Here is a 21,110-nt window from a genome sequence, read left to right as displayed (position 1 = left end):
GTCGGTCCCGACGGCCTGGACGTGCCCGTTCGGGTAGGGGCAGATCCACACGTCCCGCCCGCCGCCGGAGCCGACGGGCACCGAAGAGTTCGCGGGCCCTCCGCCCGTGCCGGCTACGGACGGACGGCAATGCCGCAGGACGAGGTAGCCATCAGGCCGCAAAACGTGGATTCCACGCTGGTGCTGCGTATCAGCGGCACGCTGGCAGGAGATGCGGTGCCGGCGACCAGGGGAAACTCGCCGACGTCACCAGCACTGTGCCGGCCGCGGCTTGCATCGTCTTGGACCTGCGGAAAACGAGCGACTTGCCCGCGGCGGGTGCTCGGATGATGCACGATTTCGTGCATCATCACGCAGTTCGGGGCGTCTTGTCGGTCGCGGTACTCGGCCCGGACGCGGCAATCACGACAGCGTTGCGGGTCGCGATCACCGCCGCCGAGCTACCGGCCTACGAGACGGTCGACGTTGCCGTGGCGAACGAGGCTCGGTATGACGAATCCACCCACCTGGGTGACCAGCTCTCCGCGCTGACCCGGGTTCTGCTCGACGCCACGACCGTCGAGCAAACATTGCGACAGATCACGGCGGCGTCGATCGTCGTCATCCCACACACGAAAATGGCCAGCGTCACGCTGTGCGACCCGGCCGGCCGGTTCTTCACGCCGATTCAAACCGACTACGTCGCCACCGAACTCGACCAGGTCCAGTACGCGACCGACGCCGGGCCGTGCGTGGACGTCGCCGGCGCCGATGGGCCCGGCTACGCTCTCGATCAAGACCTCACCACCGCGTCCGCGTGGCCCCAGTTCGCCGCCACCGCGGTCCGCAACGGGCTCGGATCGGTGCTGTCCACCGCGCTGCAACCCGCCGGCGGCCAGGTCTCGGTTCGCGGCGCACTCAACATCTACAGCCACCGCGGCGCGATCACCGAAGACGACCGTCATCGCGCGCTCCTGCTGGCCACCCACGCCTCACTCGCCCTGGCTCGCAGCCATGCCGGCGAGGTTGCCGCGTTGCACGCCGCCCAGTTGCAGCACGCGATCGACTCCCGCGACGTCATCGGCCAAGCCAAGGGAATCCTCATGACCCGCCAGGGACTGACCGCCGACGAAGCGTTCGCCCTGCTGCGCCGCACTTCCCAGGAGCTCAACGTGAAGCTGGCCGAAATCGCCGGCGCCCTCGCCGGCCGGCACACCGGCCTCGGTCCGCCGCCGGCGTAGGCGCACTCACCACACCCGGTCGGGCGTTGCTCAACCGTCTGCCGCGTCGACGACGGGAAACCAGCTCGGGAAACCGGGCTCACGGCGGCAGGATGGCCGCCGCGGTTCCCAGCGGATCCGGAATCACCGGCGCGGCCGATCGCTTGTCGAGCACCACCGCCTCCTCGTACCCGAGGCACGCCCACACGAGCTTGCCGTCGTCGTGCCGGCTCACGCCCACGCGCCGTACCGAGCCGTGCTCACGGTGGGCGTTTCCCGAGCTGCGCGCCGGGAACCCGCACGGACGACGGCAGCCGACCGGAGGCGACCGCCTGTGGCCATCGTGCCTGGAACGCGCTCGTCCAGGCGACACTCGCGGACAAGGGCCGGCCGGTCCGCGCCGCCGACCGGCTCGCCGGAACCGACCCGACCGCCGAGCGGCTCGTAATGGGCCTGGTCGACGACACCGGGTTCGCCCCGGTCGACGCGGGTTCCCTCGAGGACGCCTGGCGCATGCAGGCGGGCACGCACCGGCTCTTCGGCCGGTCCGGGTGACCACCGGCGCCCCAGGGCGATCCGCGTGCCCGCGGAGGTGCGGCTCAGCCGCGTTCCTGCACGAACTTCACACGGTGGCCTTCGGGGTCGCGCACCCAGGAGTACCGCAGCCGCCCGTCCGGCGAGTCGGTCGGGCTCTTCACGGGTGAGCCTCCCGCGTCGAGCGCCCTCCGATGCAGGTCGTCGACGTCGTCGCACCACAACACGACCTCCGTGTTCTCCCCGGGAGTCGTTGCGATGCCGAAGAACTCACTGCCGACGCGGGCCGAGCTGAACCCGATCCGCACGCCCGCGGCCTCCACTTCGATCTGGTGCGGCTCGCCGTGCGAAGGGAAGCGGAACTTCTCGGGCATCCCGAGGCTCCGGAAGAACGCGGCGCAGCGCTCCACGTCATCGCACCACAGGTTCACTTGGACAGCTTCGAAATTCGCCACGCCGTTACGCTATTGCACGAGAGTCACCGGATCCATTCGCGAACGGATCACCCTGCTCCGGGTGCTGCCCGACGCGCGGGAGCTCCCCGCCGCCCCCGAACCGGTCCGGCCCGACTTCGCCCGCCACCAGGACGCCTTCCTCACCGCGATCGTCACGTTCGCCGCTCCCGGACCGCGCCCACATCGTGAACACAAGTGCGGTGCGGCCTCGGCTCGGGCTAGCTGTGGGGTACCGAGCCCGTGAAGTGGAGAACGCGTGAAGTTCTTGCTCATCACCCTCATCACCCACGTCCCCGACGCGGTCACCGGCAGCCTGGCGCCCACCCACGAGCGGCTCCGGGAGGTGGTGGCGAACGCCGAACTCGCCGAAGAGCTGGGCTTCGACGGCTATGCGGTCGGCGAGCGGCACGAGCGGCCGTTCATCTCGTCGTCGCCGCCCGTGGTCCTGAGCCACATCGCCGCACGGACGTCCCGGATCCGGCTGTTCACCGCCGTCACCACGCTCAGCCTGCTCGACCCGGTGCGCGCGTTCGAGGACTACTCGACCCTCGACAACCTCTCCGGCGGCCGCCTGGAGCTGATCATCGGCAAGGGGAACGGCGCCGCCCAGCGCGAGCTGTTCCACGTCACCCCGGACGACCAGTGGGACCGCAACGCCGAAGGTTACGAGCTGTTCCGGCGGCTGTGGCGCGAGGACAAGGTCACCTGGTCCGGACGCTTCCGGCCGTCGCTGACCGACGCCGAGGTCTGGCCGCGGCCGCTACAGCACCCGATCCGCGTGTGGCACGGCAGCGCGACCAGCCGCGACTCCGTCGAACTCGCCGCGAAGTGGGGCGACCCGCTGTTCTCGGCCAACGTCACCAACCCCGTCGAGCCGTACGCCGAGCTGGTCCGGCACTACCGCGAGAGGTGGGCCCACCACGGCCACGACCCCGCCGCTGCGCTCGTCGGAGCGGGCACCGCTGGCTTCCACGTCGCCCGCACCACGCAGGAGGCGCTCGAGACCTACCGGCCGATCTTCGAAAGCCGGCTGGCCATGCAGACGCGGCTCGGGCTGGAGCCGGTCTTCCGGACCCTGGACGACTTCGTCGGGCGCAGCTCCGCGCTGATCGGGAGCCCGGCGCAGGTCGTCGACAAGGTACTGCGCTACCACAAGGAACTCGGGCACCAGGTCATGCACCTGCACGCCGACCGCGACGGGCTCACCGCCCGGCAGCACCGGGACGCGCTCGAGCTGTTCCAGTCCGACGTCGCGCCCGCGCTGCGCCGCGAGATCCCCGCTCCGCCATGGCCCGCCTGAAAGGACCGCTCATGCCCGAAGTCCCGTTGTCCGTCCTCGACCTCGTCCCGATCAGCTCCGGCGCCACCGCCGCCGACGCCGTCCGCAACACCGTCGATCTCGCGCAGCAGGCCGAACGCTTCGGCTACCGGCGCTACTGGTTCGCCGAGCACCACCTCAACCCGGGCGTCGCCGGCGCGTCCCCACCGATCCTCATCGCTCTCGTCGCGGGCGCCACCGAACGGATCCGGCTCGGGTCCGCCGGCGTCCAGCTCGCGCACCGCACCCCGCTGGCCACCGTCGAGGAGTTCGGCCTCATCGACGCGTTGCACCCCGGACGGCTCGACCTCGGACTCGGCCGCAGCGGCAAGCAACTCGTCCGCGAATACGCCGCGGCGGCCGCGCGGCCGGCGGTGCCCGCCCAGACGGTCGACGGCCTGCTGATCCCGCCGAAACCCGACTTCAGCGGCCTGGCACGCTCATCCCGCCTCGGGCTGACGTTCGGGCTCCTGCAGCAGCCCGGCGCCGAGTCCCCCGACTACGGCGAGCAGGTCGACGACATCCTCGCCCTGCTCCACGGCACCTACCGCTCCGCCGACGGAGTCGAGGCCCACGCCGTGCCCGGCGAAGGCACGCGGCCGCAGATCTGGATCCTCGGCAGCAGCGGCGGGCAGAGCGCGTCCGTGGCCGGGCGCAACTCCCTGCGGTTCGCCGCGAACTACCACGTCAGCCCGTCGAGCGTGCTCGAAGCCGTCGACGCGTACCGGGCGGCGTTCCAGCCGTCGGACGCGCTTCCGAAGCCGTACGTCGCTGTGTCGGCCGACGTCGTCGTCGCCGAAGACGACGCCACGGCCCGGAAACTGGCGTCCGGCTACGGCTCGTGGGTGCGCAGCATCCGCCGCGCCGAGGGCGCGATCCCCTTCCCCACGCCGGAAGAAGCCGCCGCGCACGAATGGACGGACGAAGACCGGGCACTGGTCGCCGATCGCGTCGACACCCAGTTCGCCGGCTCCCCCGCCACGGTCACCGCCCGGCTCCGGCAGTTGCAGGAAGCGACCGGCGCGGACGAACTCGTCATCACGACCATCACCCACGACCACGCCGACCGGGTGCGGTCCTACGAACTGCTCGCCGAACACTGGAACCGCTGACGCGAAGGGAGAACCGCGATGACGCTGCACCTGGCCGTCGCCCTCGACGGTGCGGGCTGGCACCCGGCCGCCTGGCGGGACCCGGACGCCCGGCCCGCCGAGCTGTTCACCGCCGGCTACTGGACCGACCTCGTCGCCGAAGCCGAGCGAGGCCTGCTCGATTTCGTGACCATCGAAGACTCGCTCGCCCTGCAGTCCAGCCGGCTCGACGGGCCGGACGAGCGCACCGGCGAAGTCCGCGGCCGGCTGGACGCGGTCCTGGTCGCCGCCCGCGTCGCGCCGCGCACCCGGCACATCGGGCTGGTCCCGACCGCCGTGGTCACGCACACCGAGCCGTTCCACCTGAGCAAGGCGATCGCCACGCTCGACTACGTCAGCACCGGGCGCGCCGGGGTCCGCGTGCGCGTGTCGGGCAGCCGAAGCGAAGCCGCGCACTTCGGCCGCCGCGAGTTCCCCGAATTCCGGCTGCCCGCGCCCGGGGACTTCCCCGCGCACTTCGTGGACCTCTTCGACGAAGCCGCGGACTACGTCGAAGTGCTGCGAAGGCTCTGGGACAGCTGGGAGGACGACGCGGTGATCCGGGACGTCGCGACCAGCCGGTTCCTCGACCGTCACAAGCTGCACTACATCGACTTCGAGGGCCGCTGGTTCTCGGTCAAGGGCCCGGCCATCACGCCACGGCCACCGCAGGGCCAGCCGTTGGTGACCGCGCTCGCGCACGCGACGGTCCCCTACCGCCTCGCGGCCCGCGCCGCCGACGTCGTCTACGTGACGCCGCACGACCGCGAGCACGCCGAGGTGATCGCCGGCGAGGTCCGCGCCGAGCAGGAAACCGCCGGGCGGACGCAAGACCCGCTGCACGTCTTCGCCGATCTCGTCGTCTTCCTCGGGGACGACGCGGCCGAGCGGAAAGCCCGGCTGGACGACCTGGCCGGTGCCGAATACCAGTCCGACGCCGACGTCTTCGTGGGGACACCCACGCAACTGGCCGATCGGCTCCTCGGCTGGCACGAGGCCGGGCTCTCCGGCTTCCGGTTGCGCCCCGGCGCGGTGCCGCACGACCTCACCGCGATCACTCGCGGCCTGGTCCCGGAACTGCAGCGGCGCGGTGCCTTCCGCCGCGAGTACGAGGCCTCGACCCTGCGCGGCCTGCTCGGGCTCGCCCGCCCCGTGAACCGCTACGCCGCCTGAGGAGCCCCCGATGACCAAGCCTCGCAAGCAGATCCACCTGGCGGCGGCCTTCCCCGGCGTGAACAACACGACGGTCTGGAGCCACCCCGACGCCGGCAGCCAGATCGAGTTCGGCTCCTTCGCCCACCTCGCCCGGACCGCCGAAGCCGCCAAGTTCGACTTCTTCTTCCTCGCCGAGGGGTTGCGGCTGCGCGAGCAGCACGGCGAGATCTACGACCTCGACGTCGTCGGCCGGCCGGACACCTTCACCGTGCTCGCCGCGTTGGCCGCGGTCACCGATCGGCTCGGGCTGGCCGGCACGATCAACTCGACGTTCACCGAGCCGTACGAGGTGGCCCGGCAGTTCGCGAGCCTGGACCACCTCTCCGCCGGGCGCGCGGCGTGGAACGTCGTCACGTCGTGGGACGCCTTCACCGGCGAGAACTTCCGGCGCGGCGGGTTCCTGCCGAAGGAGCAGCGCTACGAGCGCGCCCGGCAGTTCCTCGACGCGGCCGGGAAACTCTTCGACTCCTGGCGGGGCGACGAGATCGTCGCGGACCGCGAGTCCGGTGTCTTCCTGTCCGATCCCCGGGCCGGCGAGTTCGAGCACCACGACGCCCAGTTCGCCATCTCCGGCAGGTTCACGGTGCCCCGCGGTCCGCAGGGGCGGCCGGTGATCATCCAGGCGGGCGACTCCGAAGAAGGGCGTGAGTTCGCGGCAGCGGCCGCGGACGCGATCTTCAGCCGATACGCCGATCTCGAAGCGGGACAAGCGTTCTACGCCGACGTCAAAGGCCGGCTGGCCCGGCACGGGCGGTCACCGGACCAGCTCGTCGTGCTGCCCGCGGCGACCTTCGTGCTCGCCGACACCGACGCCGAAGCCGCCGAACTGGCTCACGAGGTCCGTCGCGCCCAGGTCAGCGGGCCGACCGCGATCCGGCTACTGGAACAGCTGTGGAACCGCGACCTGTCGACCTACGACCCGGATGGCCCGCTGCCCGAAGTCGATCCGCACCTCGGCGACACGATCGCGCCCGGCCGGGCCAGCGTCCGGCAGTACCGCGACCCGCTCGGCACCGCCCGCGACTGGCGCGACCGGGCGGCGGCCGGAAAGCTGTCCATCCGCGAGCTGATCATCGAGGTCACCGGCCGTCACACCTTCGTCGGCTCACCGTCGACGGTCGCCACGACGATCGACGACCTCGTGCAGGCCGACGCGGCCGACGGCTTCATCCTCGCGCCCTACGTCACCCCGGGCGGCCTGGACGAGTTCGCGGCGAAAGTCGTTCCGCTGCTCCAGGAACGGGGTGTGTTCCGGACCGAGTACACCGGCACGACCCTGCGCGAGCACCTCGGGATCGGACCGGCGGCGGTCACCGCGGCAACGGCAGCAGCCGAGCCGACGAGCCAGGTCGCGCCCGACCCGGCGGCTCCGAACCGGCCTGGCGCGGTATAGAGGTCGTCGTCGAGCACGTCACCTCCTGCGGCCAGGTCCAGCAACCGGCGCTGTCCCGTCGCGGCGGACCGGTCGACGTCAAGCACGACCGCGCCCCGCGCCATCGTGTCCACTTCGGACTCCGCGGCGGCCCACGCCGACACGGGGATCTTCACCGGGTGGCGCGACGAGCACGGGCTCGGCGGCGTCCGGCTCCGGGCGGCGGTCCTGCCCGAGGACGCCGAGAGCGTCATCCGCGACCTCGTCCTGCCGGTCGTCGGGAGTCCACCTCGCGGGAACATCCTTTCGTAGGGGCGGCAACCACTCGGCGGGCCAACGCAAACCGGCGCAAAACCGCAAAAAACCGCGCCTGCCGAGAAAACGGCCGCCGCCTTAACTTCGTCCTCGGAGAGTCCCCTTCCCCGAGGAGCAGGAAATGCGCGCAGCGAGATTCACCGGAGCCGCGGTCGTCGTGGCGGCGGCTGTCGTCTTCACCGGCGTCACCCCCGCCCAGGCCGCGGAAGGCGTCGTGCTCGGCGCCGCCGACGCCGGAGCGGTCAAGGACAGCTACATCGTCGTTTTGAAAGACAGCGCGAAGAACACTGACAGCGGCTCACTGGCCCGCCGCTACGACGGCACGGCGAGCCGGGTCTACACGCGGAACCTCGCCGGGTTCTCCGTGCGCCTGGACGAAAAGCACGCCAAGCGCCTCGCCGCGGACAGCGCCGTCGCCTTCGTCGAGCAGGACAAGACCGTGCGCGCCGAAGCCGTCCAGCAGAACCCGCCGTCGTGGGGCCTGGACCGGGTCGACCAGCGGAACCTGCCGCTGAACAACCAGTACGCCTACAACACCACGGCGTCGAACGTGAACGTCTACGTGCTCGACACCGGCATCCGCGCGACCCACCAGACCTTCGGCGGCCGCGTGCACCAGGGCTACGACTTCGTCGACAACGACACGAACGCCGACGACGGCTACGGGCACGGAACGCACGTCGCCGCGACGATCGCCGGCTCTCAGTACGGCGTCGCGAAGGGCGCCCAGCTGTACCCCGTGCGGGTCCTCGGTTCCGACGGCAGCGGGACGACCTCGGGCGTGATCGCCGGCGTCAACTGGATCACCGCCAACGCGAAGAAGCCAGCGGTGGCCAACGCCAGCCTCGGCGGCGGGGTCTCGACCGCGCTCGACACCGCGGTCCGGAACTCGATCAGCTCCGGGGTCACCTGGGCGGTCGCGGCGGGCAACTCCAACGCCAACGCCTCGACGTCCTCGCCCGCCCGGGTCGCCGAGGCCATCACGGTCGCCGCCGCGGACAAGACCGACACCCGCGCGTCGTTCTCCAACTACGGCACCGGCGTCGACCTGTTCGCCCCCGGCGTCGGCATCACCTCGGCGTGGAACACGAACGACACGGCGACCTACACGGGCAACGGCACGTCGTTCGCGTCGCCGCACGTCGCCGGCGCGGCGGCGATCTACCTCGCGACCCACACCACGGCCACCGCGGCCCAGGTGAGCCAGGCGCTGGTGACCGCGGCCACGCCCAACCTGGTGAAGAACCCGGGCAGCGGCACCCCGAACCGCACGCTCTACATCGCTCCCTGACGCCGCGCCGGAAAGGAGAGCGGGGCCCCGGCGCGTGCCGGGGCCCCGCTCGTTTTCACGACTCCCAGCGGATTCCGATGCGCCCGACCGCGTCGGCCTCGGCGACGTGCACGGTCCCGCCGGAATCCGGGCTCAGCTCGCGCCCCGGCCCGGCGTCGCGCATCCGCACGCACAGCGCCGGCAGCACGGCGAACCGGGCTTCGAGGAGGTAGTCGCGGACCGGCCGCTCGAGGGTGCGCACGAACCGCCGGGCCGCCGGGCGGGCCGGGAACATCGCGCGGTACTCGACGATGACCGACTCCCCCGGTGCCGGTGCGGCGTCCAGCACGAGGTCGGCGGTCAGCCGGCTGCGGTCCAGATCGTGCTCGACGCCGGCGACCCGGCAGTTGCGGTCGGCGAGGATCTTCGGGGTCACCCCCGGTTCGAGGTCCCAGCGCACCGGCCAGCGCTCGAGTCCCGCCCCGCCGGCGCGCAGCACGACCCGCGCGTGGACGGCGGAAAGCCGGCCGTGGTCGTCGATGTCCGCGCGGTCGTGCTGGCTCACCGCGACCAGGTGCCCGGGCGGCTGTGTCCGGCCACGCGGTTTCGGTGGTCCCAGCAGCGCGCCGAAGGAGCCGGCGGGCAGCTCCAGCAGTTGCTCCAAGCCGGCGAGGACGCGCAGCGATTCCGCGCGTTCCGGGCGGCGGCGCCCGGACTGCCACAGGCTCAGCGTCGGCACGCTGACCGACAGCCCGCGCCGCGCGAGGCGGTGGCGGACACGGTCCAGGGACAGCCCGCTCTCGGTGATGGCCGCGCGGAGCGCAGCCGGGAACGGGCCGTCCGAGAGCAGTCGCTCGAGATCGGCCGAACGGTCGGCGGTGCGGCGCATGGGCACTCCTCGGGAGGGGTCGGTCGCTCGGATACGTTCAGCGACAACAGATCCCGTTCACCCGCACCGTCGGACACGGTCGCGTGACTTCCCGTCCGGTTATCATGCACCGAAAGTAAGAACGCGTGCGTGAAGTGTCAACGATGTCCGAATCATGAACCGGTTTCAGGCGGGGATGGCTTTCAGCTGCCGCTCCCAGTCCGGGTACTTCTCGAGCTTCGCGCGGACCAGCTCGCCCATCTTCGCGCCGGTTTCCGGGTCGGCGTCGTCGGTGAACCGCACCGCCGAAAGCCGCGCCAGGCTCGGCAGGATGACGTCGTCCCCGGCGAGGTGCACGGGATCGTGGAGGTACCGCTCCAGAGCCGCGATGTCCGCGACGCCGACGCAGTACGCGTGCGTGTACCCCTCGGCCGGGTCGCCGAGGTCCCGGCCGACCGTGCCGAACGCGGCCGACTCGACCCCGGCCGTCCGGCGCATGGCGGCGAGCACGGCGTCCCGGCCGGCTTCGGTGACGTCGTCGCGGAAACGGAAGCGAAGCAGGTTGACGATCATGAGGTCCCTCCAGATTGAACTAGCGGGTTCAAGTTAGCGAACCATTGAGTCAGTTGTAAACTCCGTCCATGACCACCACCCGCGGCCGGATCGACAAACGGGAGGCGATCCTCGCCGCCGCCTTCGCCGTCTTCGCCCGGACCGGCTACGACGCGGCGGGCGTCCAGGAGATCGCGGCCGAAGCCGGCGTCGCGAAACCCACGGTGTACAACCACTTCCGGGACAAGGAAACCCTCTTCCGCGCCGCTCTCGCCGCCGCGGCCGAGCGGGTCGCGGCAGCCAACCTCGCCGCGGTGGAGCGCATCACCCCAGACGGCGACCCGCACCGGACGCTCACCCGCGCGGCCCGGGCACTGGCCCGCCGCTGCTGCGACGAGGAGTCCCGCGCGTTGCGCGCGCTGACCTACGCCCAGCTGGGCCGGTTCCCCGAACTGCTGACCGAGGTCTACGCCGTCACCGCGGGCCGGTTGGCTGGGACGCTCGCGGACCGCCTGGCCCGGCTGATCGTCGCCGGCCGGCTCCGCCACGACGACCCCGCATTGATCGCCGAGCAGTTCCTGGCCCTGCTGACCGGTCCGCTCGAAACCCGCTCCCGCCTCGGCACCCGGCACCTGACCGCCGCGGAAGTCGACGCCGTCGCCGACCGCGCGGCCGCGACGATCGTGGGGGCGTTCGGCACCGGAGCCGGCGAGCGGTGATCTCCGCGGCGCCACCCCGTGATCGGCGACTACCGCACGGACTCCGCGGGAGCGGCCGAGATCGTCCGGGAGATCGAAGCCGGGGCGACTCAGGCCGCCATCGAGTGTCCCGCCCCGGTCAGCACGGTCCACTCGGCGCACACTTTCGCCCAGGTAACCGTTCAGCCCGAGACGATCCGCCGGAAGGTTTCCCGTTCCCGGCGCGACAGCGGCACCCGCGGGACGTCGGCCACCGGCCGTGGCACCGGCACCGCCAGCCCGGGTTCGAACGGTGGGGCCGGCAGTACCAGCACCCGGCCGAAGCCCGTCAACGCCCGGGCGAGCGCGCGAATCATCCGCATCACGGCGCGCTGCCGACCGTGACCGGGTGCCGGACGACCGCGCCGAACAGGTAGCCCTGCGTGTTGTACGGCGCGACGTCCGGCTGCCGCACCCCGGTGACGTCCGTGGCGCGCGCCCGCAGCGTGTACGCCCCCGCCGCCCGGGGCCGCCACGGGATCTCCCACTGCAGCCAGCCGCGGTCGGGTGCCGGGCTGATCGGCTTCGCGGGCTTCCAGCTCACGCCGTCCGTGCTCACCTCGACCCGCCGGATCCGGCCGTGGCCCGACCAGGAGCGGCCGCGCAGTACGTGCCACTGCCCGGCCGCCAGCGTCGCGCCCCACGGGAGCTCGAACGCGCTCTTCACCACCTGCTCGGTGACCAGCGTGCCTTCGGCCGGGTAGTCCGGCCCCAGCAACCGGTAGAACTGCGTGCTCCACGGTGACACCAGCGGCGTCGCCGACACTTCGATCCGGCCCAGCCACTTGATCGACGAGATCCCGGCCCACGACGGCACCACGAGCCGCACCGGGAAACCGTGGTCGGGCGGCAGCGGCTGCCCGTTCATCTCGTACGCCAGCAGGACGTCCTGCAGTGCCTTGCCCACCGGCAGCGGCCGCCGCACCTTGCCCAGGTTCACCCCGCCCGTCACGTAGTCCGGGTCGAGTCCTTCGGGGAGCACGTCCACGGCATGGCGGGACAGCCCGGCCCGGGCGAGCACCGTCGCGAGCCGCACGCCGCGCCAGCGCGCCACGCCGACCGCGCCGAGCTTCCAGGCGGTTCCACTGACGGTCTGGCCCTGCTGGCTGGTGAAGAAGCTCCGCCCGTTGCCGGCGCACTCGATGAACGCGGTGATCGTCTCCGACGGCAGGGCGCGCAGATCCTGGTAGGTGAATTCGACCGGCCCGCCGCGCAGCCCCGAACCGAACAGCTGCAGCCGCCAGGTGGCGGCGTCGAGCACCGGGGTCGAGGTGTGGTCGCGGACGAAGAACCGGTCGACCGGCGTCAGGTAGCCCTGCCCGTTCATGGCTTCCCAGCGCGTCTCGGCGTTGCTGCCGTAGACGTCGAACCATTCCGGCGGCAACGGCTTCACGATCGGCCCCGCCGCCGACGCCGTGCCGGTCGCCGCTCCGGCTGCGATCAGCGCGAGCCCGCCGGCCGCCGTCAGCCGCAGCAGGCCCCGCCGGCTCAGCCCCGGCAGGCGTGCCTCCCCCGCCCGCCACTGCGCGAGGCGCACCCGGTCGTAGGCGGTCTCTTCGGTCAACCCCGTCATGCAGGCATTCTCAGGATCCCGTCCCCGGACGGCCAGCACGTCCACACAGCGGAACAAAAGCCTGCAACGGACGGCCTGCTTCTCCTCCACTCGGAGCGCACAGCAACGAGCGCATCTCCAACAAGCTGCGCGTGTCGGCTGCGCGGCAGAACTCAGCTCAGGTGAGAAGCCAGCCGGAGGGTGCTCGCGGAAGTGCATTGCCGCTCGATCCTCGACAAAGGCGGGTCGGGGTGCCGACGGCCGCCAGGTCTCACACCGCGCGAAGTTCGCCTGCGACGGCGGTGGTCTCCTCCAGCACGCGGTCGAGGCGGATCGGGAGGATCCGCTGTCGGGTGCCGGTGGCGTGCCACACGGCGTTGGCGATCGCCGCCGCGGTGCCTGCTGTGCCGATCTCGCCGAGGCCGTTGAACCCCGACGGGTCCTGGGGCTCGTAGTCCGGCACGAAATCGGCCTCGATGTCGGGCACGTCGGCGTGCGCGGCGATGTGGTAGCCCGCCCAGTCGCCGTTCGCCAGCCGGCCGGTGCGGGGATCTCGCACATTCTCTTCGTGCAGGGCCATGGACAGCCCCATGATCATCCCGCCGACCACCTGACTGCGGGCCAGCAGCGGGTTGATCACCCGGCCCACGGCGAACATGCCGAGCAGCCGGCGAACCCGGACCTCGCCGGTGGCCGGGTCGACGGTCACCTCCGCGAAGACGGCGCTGTAGGTCTGGCGTTCCCGGGCCGGCTGGAAATCGATCATCGTGGTGGTGTCGACCGTCGCGGTCACCGGCCGGACGGGATCGGCCAGGCTCTCCCGCAGTTTCTTGGCGGCCTCGGTGATGGCGAAGGACCAGGACGTCGTGCCGCGGGAACCGCCCGCGCCCCACGCCATGCCGAGATCGCTGTCCCCGATCCGGAGGCGGATCCGCTCGGTGCCGGCTCCGAGCGCGTCGGCGGCGACCGCGGTCAGCGCGGTCCGGGCGCCCGTGCCGATGTCGCTCGCCCCGATCGACACCGTGAACGTCCCGTCGGTCTCCGCGGTGATCGAGGCCTGCGACGGGAACACCCCGGCGCTGAACGACGTAGTGGCCATGCCGCTGCCGATCAGCAGCGGGCCCTCGCGCCGGGAGCGGGGTCGCCGGTCGCGCGCCGCCCAACCGAACCGGCGCGCGCCCTCCCGCATGCAGGAGACCAGGCGGCGCGTGCTGAAGGGCTTTCCCGAGGCGGGCGTGACCGTGGGTTGGTTGCGCAGGCGCAGTTCCAGGGGGTCCATGTCCAGCCGCTCAGCGACCTCGTCGATCGCCGACTCCAGGGCGAACGAGCCGGGTGTCGCGCCGGGCCCGCGCATCGAGGCGGGCGGCAGGATGTCCAGCGGCACGGCGGTGAGCTGGGTGCGGATCGCCGGCGCCGAGTACAGGATCTTGGCCTGCTCGGTGCACGCCTCGATGTATTCCGAAAGCGGCGAGAGGGCGTAGGCCGCCCGGTGGTGGATGGCCCGCAGGCGGCCGTCGGCGTCCGCGCCGACGGTCATCACCTGGTCCGTTCGAGGCCGCGACGAGGTCGTCTCGAAAACCTGCGCCCGGGTCATGGCGATCCGCACCGGGCGTCCGAACCGCCGGCCGGCCATCGAGGCGAGCACCACCTGCGGGCCGCAGGCGCCCTTGCCACCGAAACCCCCGCCCACGTGCTCGGAACGAACGTGCACCCGCTCCCGGTCGATGGACCACAACGCGGCGAGGACCTCGGAGACGCTGAACGCTCCTTGGTTGGAGTCCACGGCATACACGTGGTCGGAGTCCCACCACACGGTCGCGGCGTGCGGCTCCATAGCGCAGTGGCTCTCCTCCGGAGTGCGATAGCGCTCCTCGAGCACGACCGCGGACGCCGCCAGTTCCGCCTTCAGGTCGCCGATGTCCGCCTCCGGGCCGAAGGCGGTCGACGCCGGCCGCGCGGCCGGGTGCTCCAGGCTGAAATCGAGGTCGTGCGGCTCGCTGTCACAGGTCACCCGCACGGCCGCCGCGGCCGCTCTGGCCTGCTCGGGCGTTTCCGCCACCACCAGCGCGAGCGGCCAGCCCGCGTACGGGATCACGTCGTCCTGTAGTAGCTGCAGGCTGCCGTCGGGGCCGAAGTAGTTGCCGGCCTGGGGGTTGAGCCTGGGCGCATCGCGGTGGTCGAGTACTCCGAGCACACCCGGCATACCGAGCGCGGCTGACGTGTCGATGTCGCGGATCCGGCCTCGGGAGAGGGTGCCGGTCACCAGCCAGCCGTGGGCCAGGTCCGGCATCGGGATGTCCGCGGCGTAGTGGGCGGCGCCGGTGACCTTGAGCCGGCCCTCGATCCGGGGGCGTGGGGTGCCGACGGCATCCGCGTTCATCGATCCATCTCCGTTCCCGTGAGCTCACCGAGCACGGCCTCGATCAGGTTCCGCGCCAAAGTCACCTTGTACCTGTTGTCGGGCAAGGGATTCGCTTCGCTCAGCGCCTCCTCGGCGCAGGTCCGGAGCCGGTCGGCGGTGGGCCGGGCGCCGCGGAGCAGGGCCTCGGCGGAACCGGCCCGCCAGGGACGCGACGCCACGCCACCCAGCGCGATGCGCACGTCGTGCACCACGCCGTCGCGGATGTCCAGCGCGGCGGCGACGGAAACGGTGGCGAAGGCGTACGACGCGCGCTCACGGACCTTGCGGTAACGCGACCGCAATCCCACCGCGGACCCCGGCAGGACGACCGCCGTGATCAGCGCGCCGGACGGCAACGCGGTTTCGCGGTCCGGCCGGTCACCGACCGGCAGGTAGAACCGGGACAACGGGACTTCACCGGGGCCGTCGAGTGTCTCGTAGCTCACGACCGCGTCCAACGCGGCGAGCGCCACCGCCATGTCCGAGGGATGGGTCGCCACGCACTGCTCGGAGTGGCCCAGTACCGCGTGGTTGTGGTGCACGCCCCCGAGCGCGGCACAGCCACTGCCGGGCGCCCGCTTGTTGCACGGCTCGGAGAGATCGGCGAAGTAACCGCAACGGGTTCGCTGCAGGAGGTTGCCACCCACCGTGGCCATGTTCCGCAGCTGACCGGACGCACCCGCGAGGACGGCCTGGGTCAACGCCGGGAACCGGCGGCGCACCTCCGGATGCGCGGCCATGTCGCTGTTGGTCGTGGTCGCGCCGATGACCAGCCCGCCGTCCGGTGTTTCGCTGACACCGTCGAGCGGCAGCCGTCGTACGTCCACCAGTCGGGTCGGCTCCTCGACTCCGCACTTCATCAGGTCGACGAGGTTCGTGCCCCCACCCAGGTACCGGGCGCCGGCATCGCCGGCGACGGCGGTGAGCGCGTCGCGGACCTGTGCCGCACGCTGATAGGCGAACTCCCTCACAGCGCACTTCCCTCGCGTGCCGCGGTCTCGAGCACCGCGCGCACGATCGACGGGTATGCCCCGCAGCGGCACAGGTTCCCGCTCATCCGCTCGCGCACCTCGGCCTCGTCCAGTTCCGGCGCGCGGTCCGGTGCGTCGCCGGCGGTGACGGCGCTCGGCCGGCCTTCGGCGTGTTCGGCGAGCATCCCGACCGCCGAGCAGAGCTGCCCGGGCGTGCAGAAGCCGCACTGGAAACCGTCCAAGCGCACGAACGCCTCTTGGATCGGCCGCAGCTCGCCCTCGGTGGCCAGTCCTTCGACGGTCGTGACCGAGGTGGCGTCGGCGGCGACCGCGAGGGTGAGACAGGAGACGACCCGGCGGCCGTCGCAGAGCACCGTGCAGGCGCCGCACTGCCCCTGGTCGCACCCCTTCTTGGGGCCGGTGAGGCCGAGGTCCTCCCGCAGCGCGTCGAGCAGCGTCCTGCGGTTGTCCACGGAGAGCCGGTGGGTTTTTTCGTTGACTCGCAGCGATATCTCGCTGCGGGTGTGCTCGGTCATCAGCGTCCTCGTTCCGGGGTGCCTCTGTCCGGGCAGGCTATAGCGAGTCCCCAGCGGCAGAGCCCGTCAGCAGGGCAAGCGGGCAGGAACGAGCAAGAGGTCGCGAGTTCTGGTCAACCGTCGCGAGAGGCACCGGTTCGGACGTTCGCGCCCAGGCGGACCGCGTCCCGGCGCGGCGGGTCACCGAACTGCCTGCGGTACTCGCGGCTGAACTGGGCGGGGCTTTCGTAGCCGACCTGACGGCTGATCCCGGCGATGTCGCCGGGATCGGCGGCGAGCAGCAGCCTGGCTTGCTGCAGGCGGATCTGCTTCTGGTACTGGATGGGGCTCATCGAGGTGACGGCCTGGAAATTGCGGTGGAACGCGGAGACGCTCATGCCCACCCGCTGCGCCACCTCCTCGACGCGAAAGGGCAGCGCGTAGTGGTCGCGGATCCACTGGACGGCCCTGGCGATGTGGCTGAGGCTGCTGTCGGGCAGGCCGAACTGGCGCAGGATGCCGCTCTGCTCACCGGTGAGCAGCCGCCAGATGATCTCCCGCTTGATCAGGGGCGCGAGCATCGGGATGTCGCGGGGCGAGTCGAGCAGCCGCAGGAGGCGGACAACGGCATCGAGCAGTTCGGCGGAGGCGGTGCTGACGGCCAGACCGGCCGGCGCGCCGGGGGCGAGGTCCGGCAGGTCCCCGGCATTCGCGGCCAGCAGCACTTCGGCAACGGCGGCCGGCGGCAGGTCCAGGCCGAAGCCGAGCGCGGGTTCCCGCGGGTCGGCTCGGACGAACTGCGCGGTCACCGGCAGATCAACCGAGGCGACGACGTACTGGCCGGCGCGGTATTCGTACAGGCGGTCGCCCAGCGCGAACCGTTTGGTGCCTTGGGCGACGAGTGCCAGCACCTGGCCGTAGGTGGTCGGCGTCGGCGGGCTGGGTCGGTCGGCGCGGAAGATGCGCACGGCATCGATGTCCGTGCTCAGATCGGGCCGGGCATGCCGGGCCAGCAAGGCGCGCAGCTCGTCGAGCGACATGGCCATCATTGAAGCACTGCACAACCCGGAGCCCCCGAACCCGGGGAGCAGCAGAGGCGGTTCAGCGGAGACGGACCGCGGTCTTGAATCCGATCGGTTTTCACCGGGCGGCGACCTGCTCGACCGCCGCGTCAGCGGGGCGCGGGTCGATCAGCTTCTCGTAAGGCACGTCGGCGCTGACGAGTCCGTCCTCGACCATGATCCGCCGCCATTCCTCGTAGCCGCCGCGATCGATGCGGATGTCCTCCCAGATGCCCCGTGCGCGAAGGTCGTCGACGATCTCGATCAGGTGGCCGGTGTCGAGGTCCGGCCACTCGCGGGCGAGCAGGCCGGCGACGCCCGCCGCCGAGTTTCCGCGGAGCCAGTCGTATGCCCGTTGCAGCGCAACGCAAAAACGCCGGATCACGTCGCTGTTCTCGAGCGTTTCCGGCAGCGTGTAGTAGACGCTGTTCGGCATCGGGCCGCCGTCGACGTCGTGCCGGGCGACGATCGCCGCGGTGCCGGCGCGCTCCAGCAGCGCGCCGTTGATCGCGTCGGTCACCAGCGCGTCGCCGTGGCCGCCCAGGAAGAGGTCGAGCATCATCGGCCCGCTCAGGTCGCGGACCCAGCGCACCGTCGCCATGTCCACTCCGGACCTGCGCATGAGACCGGCCGTGTGGACGTACGGTGCGGTCCCGCCCGCACCCGGCGCCAGCACGATCTTGTTCTCCAGCAGTGACCACGTGAAGTCCTCGACAGGCTCCCGCATCACGAGAACCTTCGGGTTGCGCGAATTGAGCGCCGCGAAGGGTACGTAGTGCTGCCCGCGGCCGTAGTACATGGCCGGCACCCAGATCCCGCCGAGCGCCACCGCGCAGGTGCCGTCGTGGAGGTCGGAGAGCACTTTCGTCCAGTCCGGTGGCGCGCTGCGTCCGAAGTCCAGGCCCTCGTCGGCGAAGTAGCCGTGCTCGTGGGCGATGTACTCGGGCAGGTAGTTGGGCCAGTGGGACGTCGCCGACACGTGCATGCGATCCATCGGTCCTCCTCGACCAGCTTCGGGCAGCCCGGTCACCGCCCGCACGTCGCTCACATTGTATACGCACAACGTCGAGATTAGCGCCCTCTACGCCTCTGGGACCACCCTTCGTTAAGACGATGTAACAGCTCTGATCTGGGGCTTTTCCGCCATCAACGCGAGCTACGCTACGCCTGCACCTCTTGACCCGCCGCCCGCAGGTCGTATACAAACACTGCGGGGGGATGAGGTGCGTCACACACCTCTCCGCTGCGCGAGCCGCAGCCCATCCGAGGAGGACGGTCGTGTCAGATCCAGATCCCCGCCAGCCGGTTGCGCAACGCGCCCGGTACCGCTCCGTCGCCGATGCTCTCGACGCCATCCCGCTGACCCGCGCCCAGCTGTGGGTCATGGGCCTGGTGATGGCCGGCATGTTCTTCGACACCCTGCAGCAGGACGCCCCCGGGGCCATCGGCCCCATGCTCAAGGAAACCCTGGGCATCGGAAACGACGAGCTCGTCACGATCAACACGCTCACCGTGGTCGGTGGCATCGTCGGCCGCCTGGTCGGCGGCTACCTCGCCGACCGGAAAGGCCGGCGCTTCTCCCTCAGCTTCAACCTGCTGATCTACACCATCGGCGGCCTGCTCAGCGCCTTCGCGCCGAACTACGAAGTCCTGCTGATCAGCCGGTTCATCGTCGGCATCGGCCTCGGCGGCGAGTTCACCATCGGCCTCACGCTCGTCTCCGAGATCGTCGCGACCCGACGCCGGGGCACCGCCGTCGGCGCGATGGGCTTCGCCTCCGGCGGAATCGGCAACTTCGCGGCGTACGGGCTGTTCGTGGTCGTCCTCGGGCCGCTCAACGACGTCCTCGGCGGCAACCTGCTCTCCTGGCGGTGGCTGCTCGGCTTCCTCGCGATCCCGGCCGTGCTCGTCGTGGTCTACCGCCGGTACCTGCCCGAGTCGCCGCGTTTCCTGGTCGACTCCGGGCGCATCCACGAGGCGAACCGGGCGCTGACGATCCTCGCGTCGGACACCATCCGCAAACGGCCCACCGACGCGGAGGTCATCCCGTTCCTCGACACGAGCTCCGCGGTGGAGGTCCAGCCGCGCGTGTCGCCGGTCGAGATCTTCAAGCGCCCGCTGCTCAAGCGGACCGTCGCGATCGGGGTCGCGTCGTGGATGGCGTTCGGCGCGCAGGTCACGCTCCTGGTCCTGCTGCCCACCCTGCTGGTGTCCAAAGGCTATTCGGTGTCCAGCAGCCTGATCTTCACCCTGATCATGTACGCGGGCAGCATGTTCGGCGCGCTGGCCGCCGCGCTCGTCGCGGCGAAACTGCCCCGGCGCACCACGGTCGTCATCGCGGGTGTCCTCGGCTGCCTGTCCGCCATCGCCTTCGCGGAACTGGCGAACGGCGCCGCCGGCATCCTGATCTTCGGCTCGATCTTCCAGTTCTTCTCGCTGTTCCTCAATTCCACGCTCGCCCTCTGGTCACCCGAGCTGTATCCGACGCGGGTCCGCGCGCTCGGCTGCTCGACCGTGAACGGGGTCGGCAACGTCGCCGGCGCGCTCATGCCGTTCGCGGCCGTGTTCGCCTTCGACCGCGCCGGGGTGGCGGGCGTGTTCCTGATGATCGCCGCCATGTACACGATCCTGGCCGTCTCCGCCCGCTTCGCGCCCGAGACGCTCGGCCGGTCGTTGGAGGACATCAACGAGAGCACGGAAACCGCTCCCCTCACCAAGGAAAGGCGCCCCTGATGGAAACCCTGGCGGTCGGCGCGACCGCGCACGGCGTGAACTACCTGCCGGAGTACGTCGCCCGCGAACACGGCATCTTCTCCCGCAACGGCCTGAACGTGCCCTACCGGCCGCGCAACCCGTGGGACGGCGTCATGCACGACCTCGCCGACGGGTCAGCCGACATCGCGCTGGGCGGGCTGTGGGTCCCGGCGATGTACGCCGGGAACGGACGCGACTTCGTCGCGGTCGCCCAGCTGAACGACCGGTTCCCGATGGCCGTGGTGACCCGCGAGCCGGTCCCGGACTTCACGCTGGACTGGTTGCCGGGCAAGACTGTTCTCGCCCCGGGCCAGGGCGGCGGCGCCCCCGGCGAGTTCACCCGCGGGCTGATGCGCGAAGCCGGTCTGCAGCCCTACGACGCCCGATTCGTCCACGACCTGTCGATGCAGATGTTCCGCGAGCTGTTCGTCGCCGGTCTCGGCGACGCCTTCGTCACCGACCTCGGCACCGCGGCTGAGCTGGCCCGGGCCGGCACCGGCCACATCGTGTTCCGCCACGCGGAGTCCGGCGGGCGGATGCCCAACAGCGTCTACTACGTCCTGCGGGAGCGGATCGACGAGCTGCTGCCCCGGCTGGTGCCGTTCGTGCGCTCGATCGGCGAGGCGATGCGCCTGCTGCGGTCCGGCGCCGCGGGCGACCTCACCCCGCTGTTCGAAAAGGAATGGCCCGAGGCCGACCCGGCGGTGCTGGCCGACGTGGCCGGGCAGATCGCCGGGAACGGCACCTGGGCCGGGGTGCGGCTCGACCCCGAGCCCGTCGAACGGTGGACCTCGATCCTGTACACCGCCGGGCTGACCACGACACACGTCCGGTTCGAGTCCATTGTCGACACCCGCGCGCTGGACGCCGCGGAAGAGCCGGTCTGAGCAC

Annotated in this window: 22 protein-coding genes; 10 read left to right on the top strand and 12 right to left on the bottom strand. The window is 71.3% G+C overall.

What is annotated here, in order from left to right:
* The coding region (locus ABZ342_RS31220; RefSeq protein ID WP_360480491.1) for a hypothetical protein at positions 1-81 on the bottom strand (81 nt) is incomplete at its 3' end.
* Between the two features lie 245 nt (positions 82-326).
* Between ABZ342_RS31220 and ABZ342_RS31215 the strand changes: the two genes are divergently transcribed.
* Complete coding sequence (locus tag ABZ342_RS31215; protein WP_360480478.1) at positions 327-1,220, top strand: ANTAR domain-containing protein; 894 nt, start codon at positions 327-329, stop codon at positions 1,218-1,220.
* A gap of 79 nt (positions 1,221-1,299) precedes the next feature.
* Here the strand turns inward: ABZ342_RS31215 and ABZ342_RS31210 are convergent, their stop codons facing one another.
* A complete protein-coding gene (locus ABZ342_RS31210) occupies positions 1,300-1,434 on the bottom strand; it encodes a hypothetical protein (protein ID WP_360480475.1) in 135 nt (44 codons plus the stop codon).
* 364 nt (positions 1,435-1,798) lie between these two features.
* The gene (locus ABZ342_RS31205; RefSeq protein WP_360480472.1) at positions 1,799-2,188 is read right to left on the bottom strand and encodes a VOC family protein; all 390 of its coding nucleotides are present in this window, start codon (positions 2,186-2,188) and stop codon (positions 1,799-1,801) included.
* 256 nt (positions 2,189-2,444) lie between these two features.
* Here ABZ342_RS31205 and ABZ342_RS31200 point away from each other — a divergent pair, with 256 nt between their 5' ends.
* The 6 genes from ABZ342_RS31200 to ABZ342_RS31175 all read left to right on the top strand — a co-directional run bounded on the left by ABZ342_RS31200 (position 2,445) and on the right by ABZ342_RS31175 (position 8,829).
* Positions 2,445-3,488: an LLM class flavin-dependent oxidoreductase gene (locus tag ABZ342_RS31200; protein ID WP_360480469.1), complete on the top strand. Its 1,044-nt coding sequence runs from the start codon at positions 2,445-2,447 to the stop codon at positions 3,486-3,488.
* Positions 3,489-3,499: 11 nt separating this feature from the next.
* Positions 3,500-4,618 carry an MsnO8 family LLM class oxidoreductase gene (locus ABZ342_RS31195; RefSeq protein ID WP_360480466.1) on the top strand — a complete coding sequence of 373 codons (1,119 nt, stop codon included), beginning with the start codon at positions 3,500-3,502 and terminating at the stop codon, positions 4,616-4,618.
* 18 nt (positions 4,619-4,636) lie between these two features.
* Positions 4,637-5,809: an LLM class flavin-dependent oxidoreductase gene (locus ABZ342_RS31190; protein ID WP_360480463.1), complete on the top strand. Its 1,173-nt coding sequence runs from the start codon at positions 4,637-4,639 to the stop codon at positions 5,807-5,809.
* Between the two features lie 10 nt (positions 5,810-5,819).
* On the top strand, positions 5,820-7,244 hold the full coding sequence (locus tag ABZ342_RS31185; RefSeq protein ID WP_360480460.1) for an NtaA/DmoA family FMN-dependent monooxygenase: 1,425 nt from the start codon (positions 5,820-5,822) through the stop codon (positions 7,242-7,244).
* Positions 7,245-7,349: 105 nt separating this feature from the next.
* Positions 7,350-7,535, top strand: coding sequence for a hypothetical protein (locus ABZ342_RS31180; RefSeq protein ID WP_360480457.1), 186 nt, complete (start codon positions 7,350-7,352; stop codon positions 7,533-7,535).
* Between the two features lie 124 nt (positions 7,536-7,659).
* Positions 7,660-8,829, top strand: a complete 1,170-nt coding sequence (locus tag ABZ342_RS31175) for a S8 family peptidase (RefSeq protein WP_360480454.1) — start codon at positions 7,660-7,662, stop codon at positions 8,827-8,829.
* A 55-nt stretch (positions 8,830-8,884) separates the two neighbouring features.
* On the opposite strand, the gene ABZ342_RS31170 is transcribed toward ABZ342_RS31175, so the two are convergent.
* Both ABZ342_RS31170 and ABZ342_RS31165 read right to left on the bottom strand, forming a co-directional pair.
* Entirely contained in the window at positions 8,885-9,697 is an 813-nt protein-coding gene (locus tag ABZ342_RS31170; RefSeq protein WP_360480451.1) for a hypothetical protein, read from the bottom strand.
* 165 nt (positions 9,698-9,862) lie between these two features.
* Positions 9,863-10,249, bottom strand: a complete 387-nt coding sequence (locus tag ABZ342_RS31165) for a Dabb family protein (RefSeq protein ID WP_155543388.1) — start codon at positions 10,247-10,249, stop codon at positions 9,863-9,865.
* Between the two features lie 68 nt (positions 10,250-10,317).
* Between ABZ342_RS31165 and ABZ342_RS31160 the strand changes: the two genes are divergently transcribed.
* Entirely contained in the window at positions 10,318-10,947 is a 630-nt protein-coding gene (locus ABZ342_RS31160) for a TetR/AcrR family transcriptional regulator (protein WP_360480444.1), read from the top strand.
* Between the two features lie 161 nt (positions 10,948-11,108).
* Here the strand turns inward: ABZ342_RS31160 and ABZ342_RS31155 are convergent, their stop codons facing one another.
* The 7 genes from ABZ342_RS31155 to ABZ342_RS31125 all read right to left on the bottom strand — a co-directional run bounded on the left by ABZ342_RS31155 (position 11,109) and on the right by ABZ342_RS31125 (position 18,459).
* Complete coding sequence (locus ABZ342_RS31155; RefSeq protein WP_360480441.1) at positions 11,109-11,288, bottom strand: hypothetical protein; 180 nt, start codon at positions 11,286-11,288, stop codon at positions 11,109-11,111.
* Complete coding sequence (locus tag ABZ342_RS31150; protein ID WP_360480438.1) at positions 11,288-12,538, bottom strand: sulfite oxidase; 1,251 nt, start codon at positions 12,536-12,538, stop codon at positions 11,288-11,290. The genes ABZ342_RS31155 and ABZ342_RS31150 overlap by 1 nt, the downstream gene beginning before the upstream one ends.
* Before the next feature lie 250 nt (positions 12,539-12,788).
* Positions 12,789-14,897 carry a xanthine dehydrogenase family protein molybdopterin-binding subunit gene (locus ABZ342_RS31145; protein ID WP_360480435.1) on the bottom strand — a complete coding sequence of 703 codons (2,109 nt, stop codon included), beginning with the start codon at positions 14,895-14,897 and terminating at the stop codon, positions 12,789-12,791.
* Entirely contained in the window at positions 14,894-15,889 is a 996-nt protein-coding gene (locus tag ABZ342_RS31140) for a xanthine dehydrogenase family protein subunit M (RefSeq protein WP_360480432.1), read from the bottom strand. Before ABZ342_RS31140 ends, ABZ342_RS31145 begins: the two co-directional genes overlap by 4 nt.
* Complete coding sequence (locus ABZ342_RS31135) at positions 15,886-16,425, bottom strand: 2Fe-2S iron-sulfur cluster-binding protein (RefSeq protein ID WP_360480429.1); 540 nt, start codon at positions 16,423-16,425, stop codon at positions 15,886-15,888. Before ABZ342_RS31135 ends, ABZ342_RS31140 begins: the two co-directional genes overlap by 4 nt.
* A 113-nt stretch (positions 16,426-16,538) precedes the next feature.
* Positions 16,539-17,444: an AraC family transcriptional regulator gene (locus tag ABZ342_RS31130; RefSeq protein ID WP_360480426.1), complete on the bottom strand. Its 906-nt coding sequence runs from the start codon at positions 17,442-17,444 to the stop codon at positions 16,539-16,541.
* A gap of 100 nt (positions 17,445-17,544) precedes the next feature.
* Positions 17,545-18,459: an ABC transporter substrate-binding protein gene (locus tag ABZ342_RS31125; RefSeq protein WP_360480423.1), complete on the bottom strand. Its 915-nt coding sequence runs from the start codon at positions 18,457-18,459 to the stop codon at positions 17,545-17,547.
* Between the two features lie 284 nt (positions 18,460-18,743).
* Here ABZ342_RS31125 and ABZ342_RS31120 point away from each other — a divergent pair, with 284 nt between their 5' ends.
* On the top strand, positions 18,744-20,198 hold the full coding sequence (locus ABZ342_RS31120; RefSeq protein ID WP_360480420.1) for an MFS transporter: 1,455 nt from the start codon (positions 18,744-18,746) through the stop codon (positions 20,196-20,198).
* The gene (locus ABZ342_RS31115; protein WP_360480417.1) at positions 20,198-21,106 is read left to right on the top strand and encodes an ABC transporter substrate-binding protein; all 909 of its coding nucleotides are present in this window, start codon (positions 20,198-20,200) and stop codon (positions 21,104-21,106) included. The genes ABZ342_RS31120 and ABZ342_RS31115 overlap by 1 nt, the downstream gene beginning before the upstream one ends.
* The last annotated feature ends 4 nt before the right edge of the window (positions 21,107-21,110 follow it).

Origin of the sequence: Amycolatopsis sp. NPDC005961 (genome assembly GCF_040629235.1) — a bacterium.
GTDB lineage: Bacteria > Actinomycetota > Actinomycetes > Mycobacteriales > Pseudonocardiaceae > Amycolatopsis > Amycolatopsis camponoti.
Note: the sequence above shows the minus strand (reverse complement) of the source record. Positions and strands in the feature narration are given on the sequence as shown.

Bases quoted from the DNA above. Each gene is read 5' to 3' on its own strand.
- ABZ342_RS31215 (WP_360480478.1), top strand. From the start codon at position 327: ATGATGCACGATTTCGTGCATCATCACGCAGTTCGGGGCGTCTTGTCG.
- ABZ342_RS31195 (WP_360480466.1), top strand. From the start codon at position 3,500: ATGCCCGAAGTCCCGTTGTCCGTCCTCGACCTCGTCCCGATCAGCTCC.
- ABZ342_RS31190 (WP_360480463.1), top strand. From the start codon at position 4,637: ATGACGCTGCACCTGGCCGTCGCCCTCGACGGTGCGGGCTGGCACCCG.
- ABZ342_RS31185 (WP_360480460.1), top strand. From the start codon at position 5,820: ATGACCAAGCCTCGCAAGCAGATCCACCTGGCGGCGGCCTTCCCCGGC.
- ABZ342_RS31175 (WP_360480454.1), top strand. From the start codon at position 7,660: ATGCGCGCAGCGAGATTCACCGGAGCCGCGGTCGTCGTGGCGGCGGCT.
- ABZ342_RS31170 (WP_360480451.1), bottom strand. From the start codon at position 9,697: ATGCGCCGCACCGCCGACCGTTCGGCCGATCTCGAGCGACTGCTCTCG.
- ABZ342_RS31165 (WP_155543388.1), bottom strand. From the start codon at position 10,249: ATGATCGTCAACCTGCTTCGCTTCCGTTTCCGCGACGACGTCACCGAA.
- ABZ342_RS31160 (WP_360480444.1), top strand. From the start codon at position 10,318: ATGACCACCACCCGCGGCCGGATCGACAAACGGGAGGCGATCCTCGCC.
- ABZ342_RS31155 (WP_360480441.1), bottom strand. From the start codon at position 11,288: ATGCGGATGATTCGCGCGCTCGCCCGGGCGTTGACGGGCTTCGGCCGG.
- ABZ342_RS31150 (WP_360480438.1), bottom strand. From the start codon at position 12,538: ATGACGGGGTTGACCGAAGAGACCGCCTACGACCGGGTGCGCCTCGCG.
- ABZ342_RS31145 (WP_360480435.1), bottom strand. From the start codon at position 14,897: ATGAACGCGGATGCCGTCGGCACCCCACGCCCCCGGATCGAGGGCCGG.
- ABZ342_RS31135 (WP_360480429.1), bottom strand. From the start codon at position 16,425: ATGACCGAGCACACCCGCAGCGAGATATCGCTGCGAGTCAACGAAAAA.
- ABZ342_RS31130 (WP_360480426.1), bottom strand. From the start codon at position 17,444: ATGTCGCTCGACGAGCTGCGCGCCTTGCTGGCCCGGCATGCCCGGCCC.
- ABZ342_RS31125 (WP_360480423.1), bottom strand. From the start codon at position 18,459: ATGGATCGCATGCACGTGTCGGCGACGTCCCACTGGCCCAACTACCTG.
- ABZ342_RS31115 (WP_360480417.1), top strand. From the start codon at position 20,198: ATGGAAACCCTGGCGGTCGGCGCGACCGCGCACGGCGTGAACTACCTG.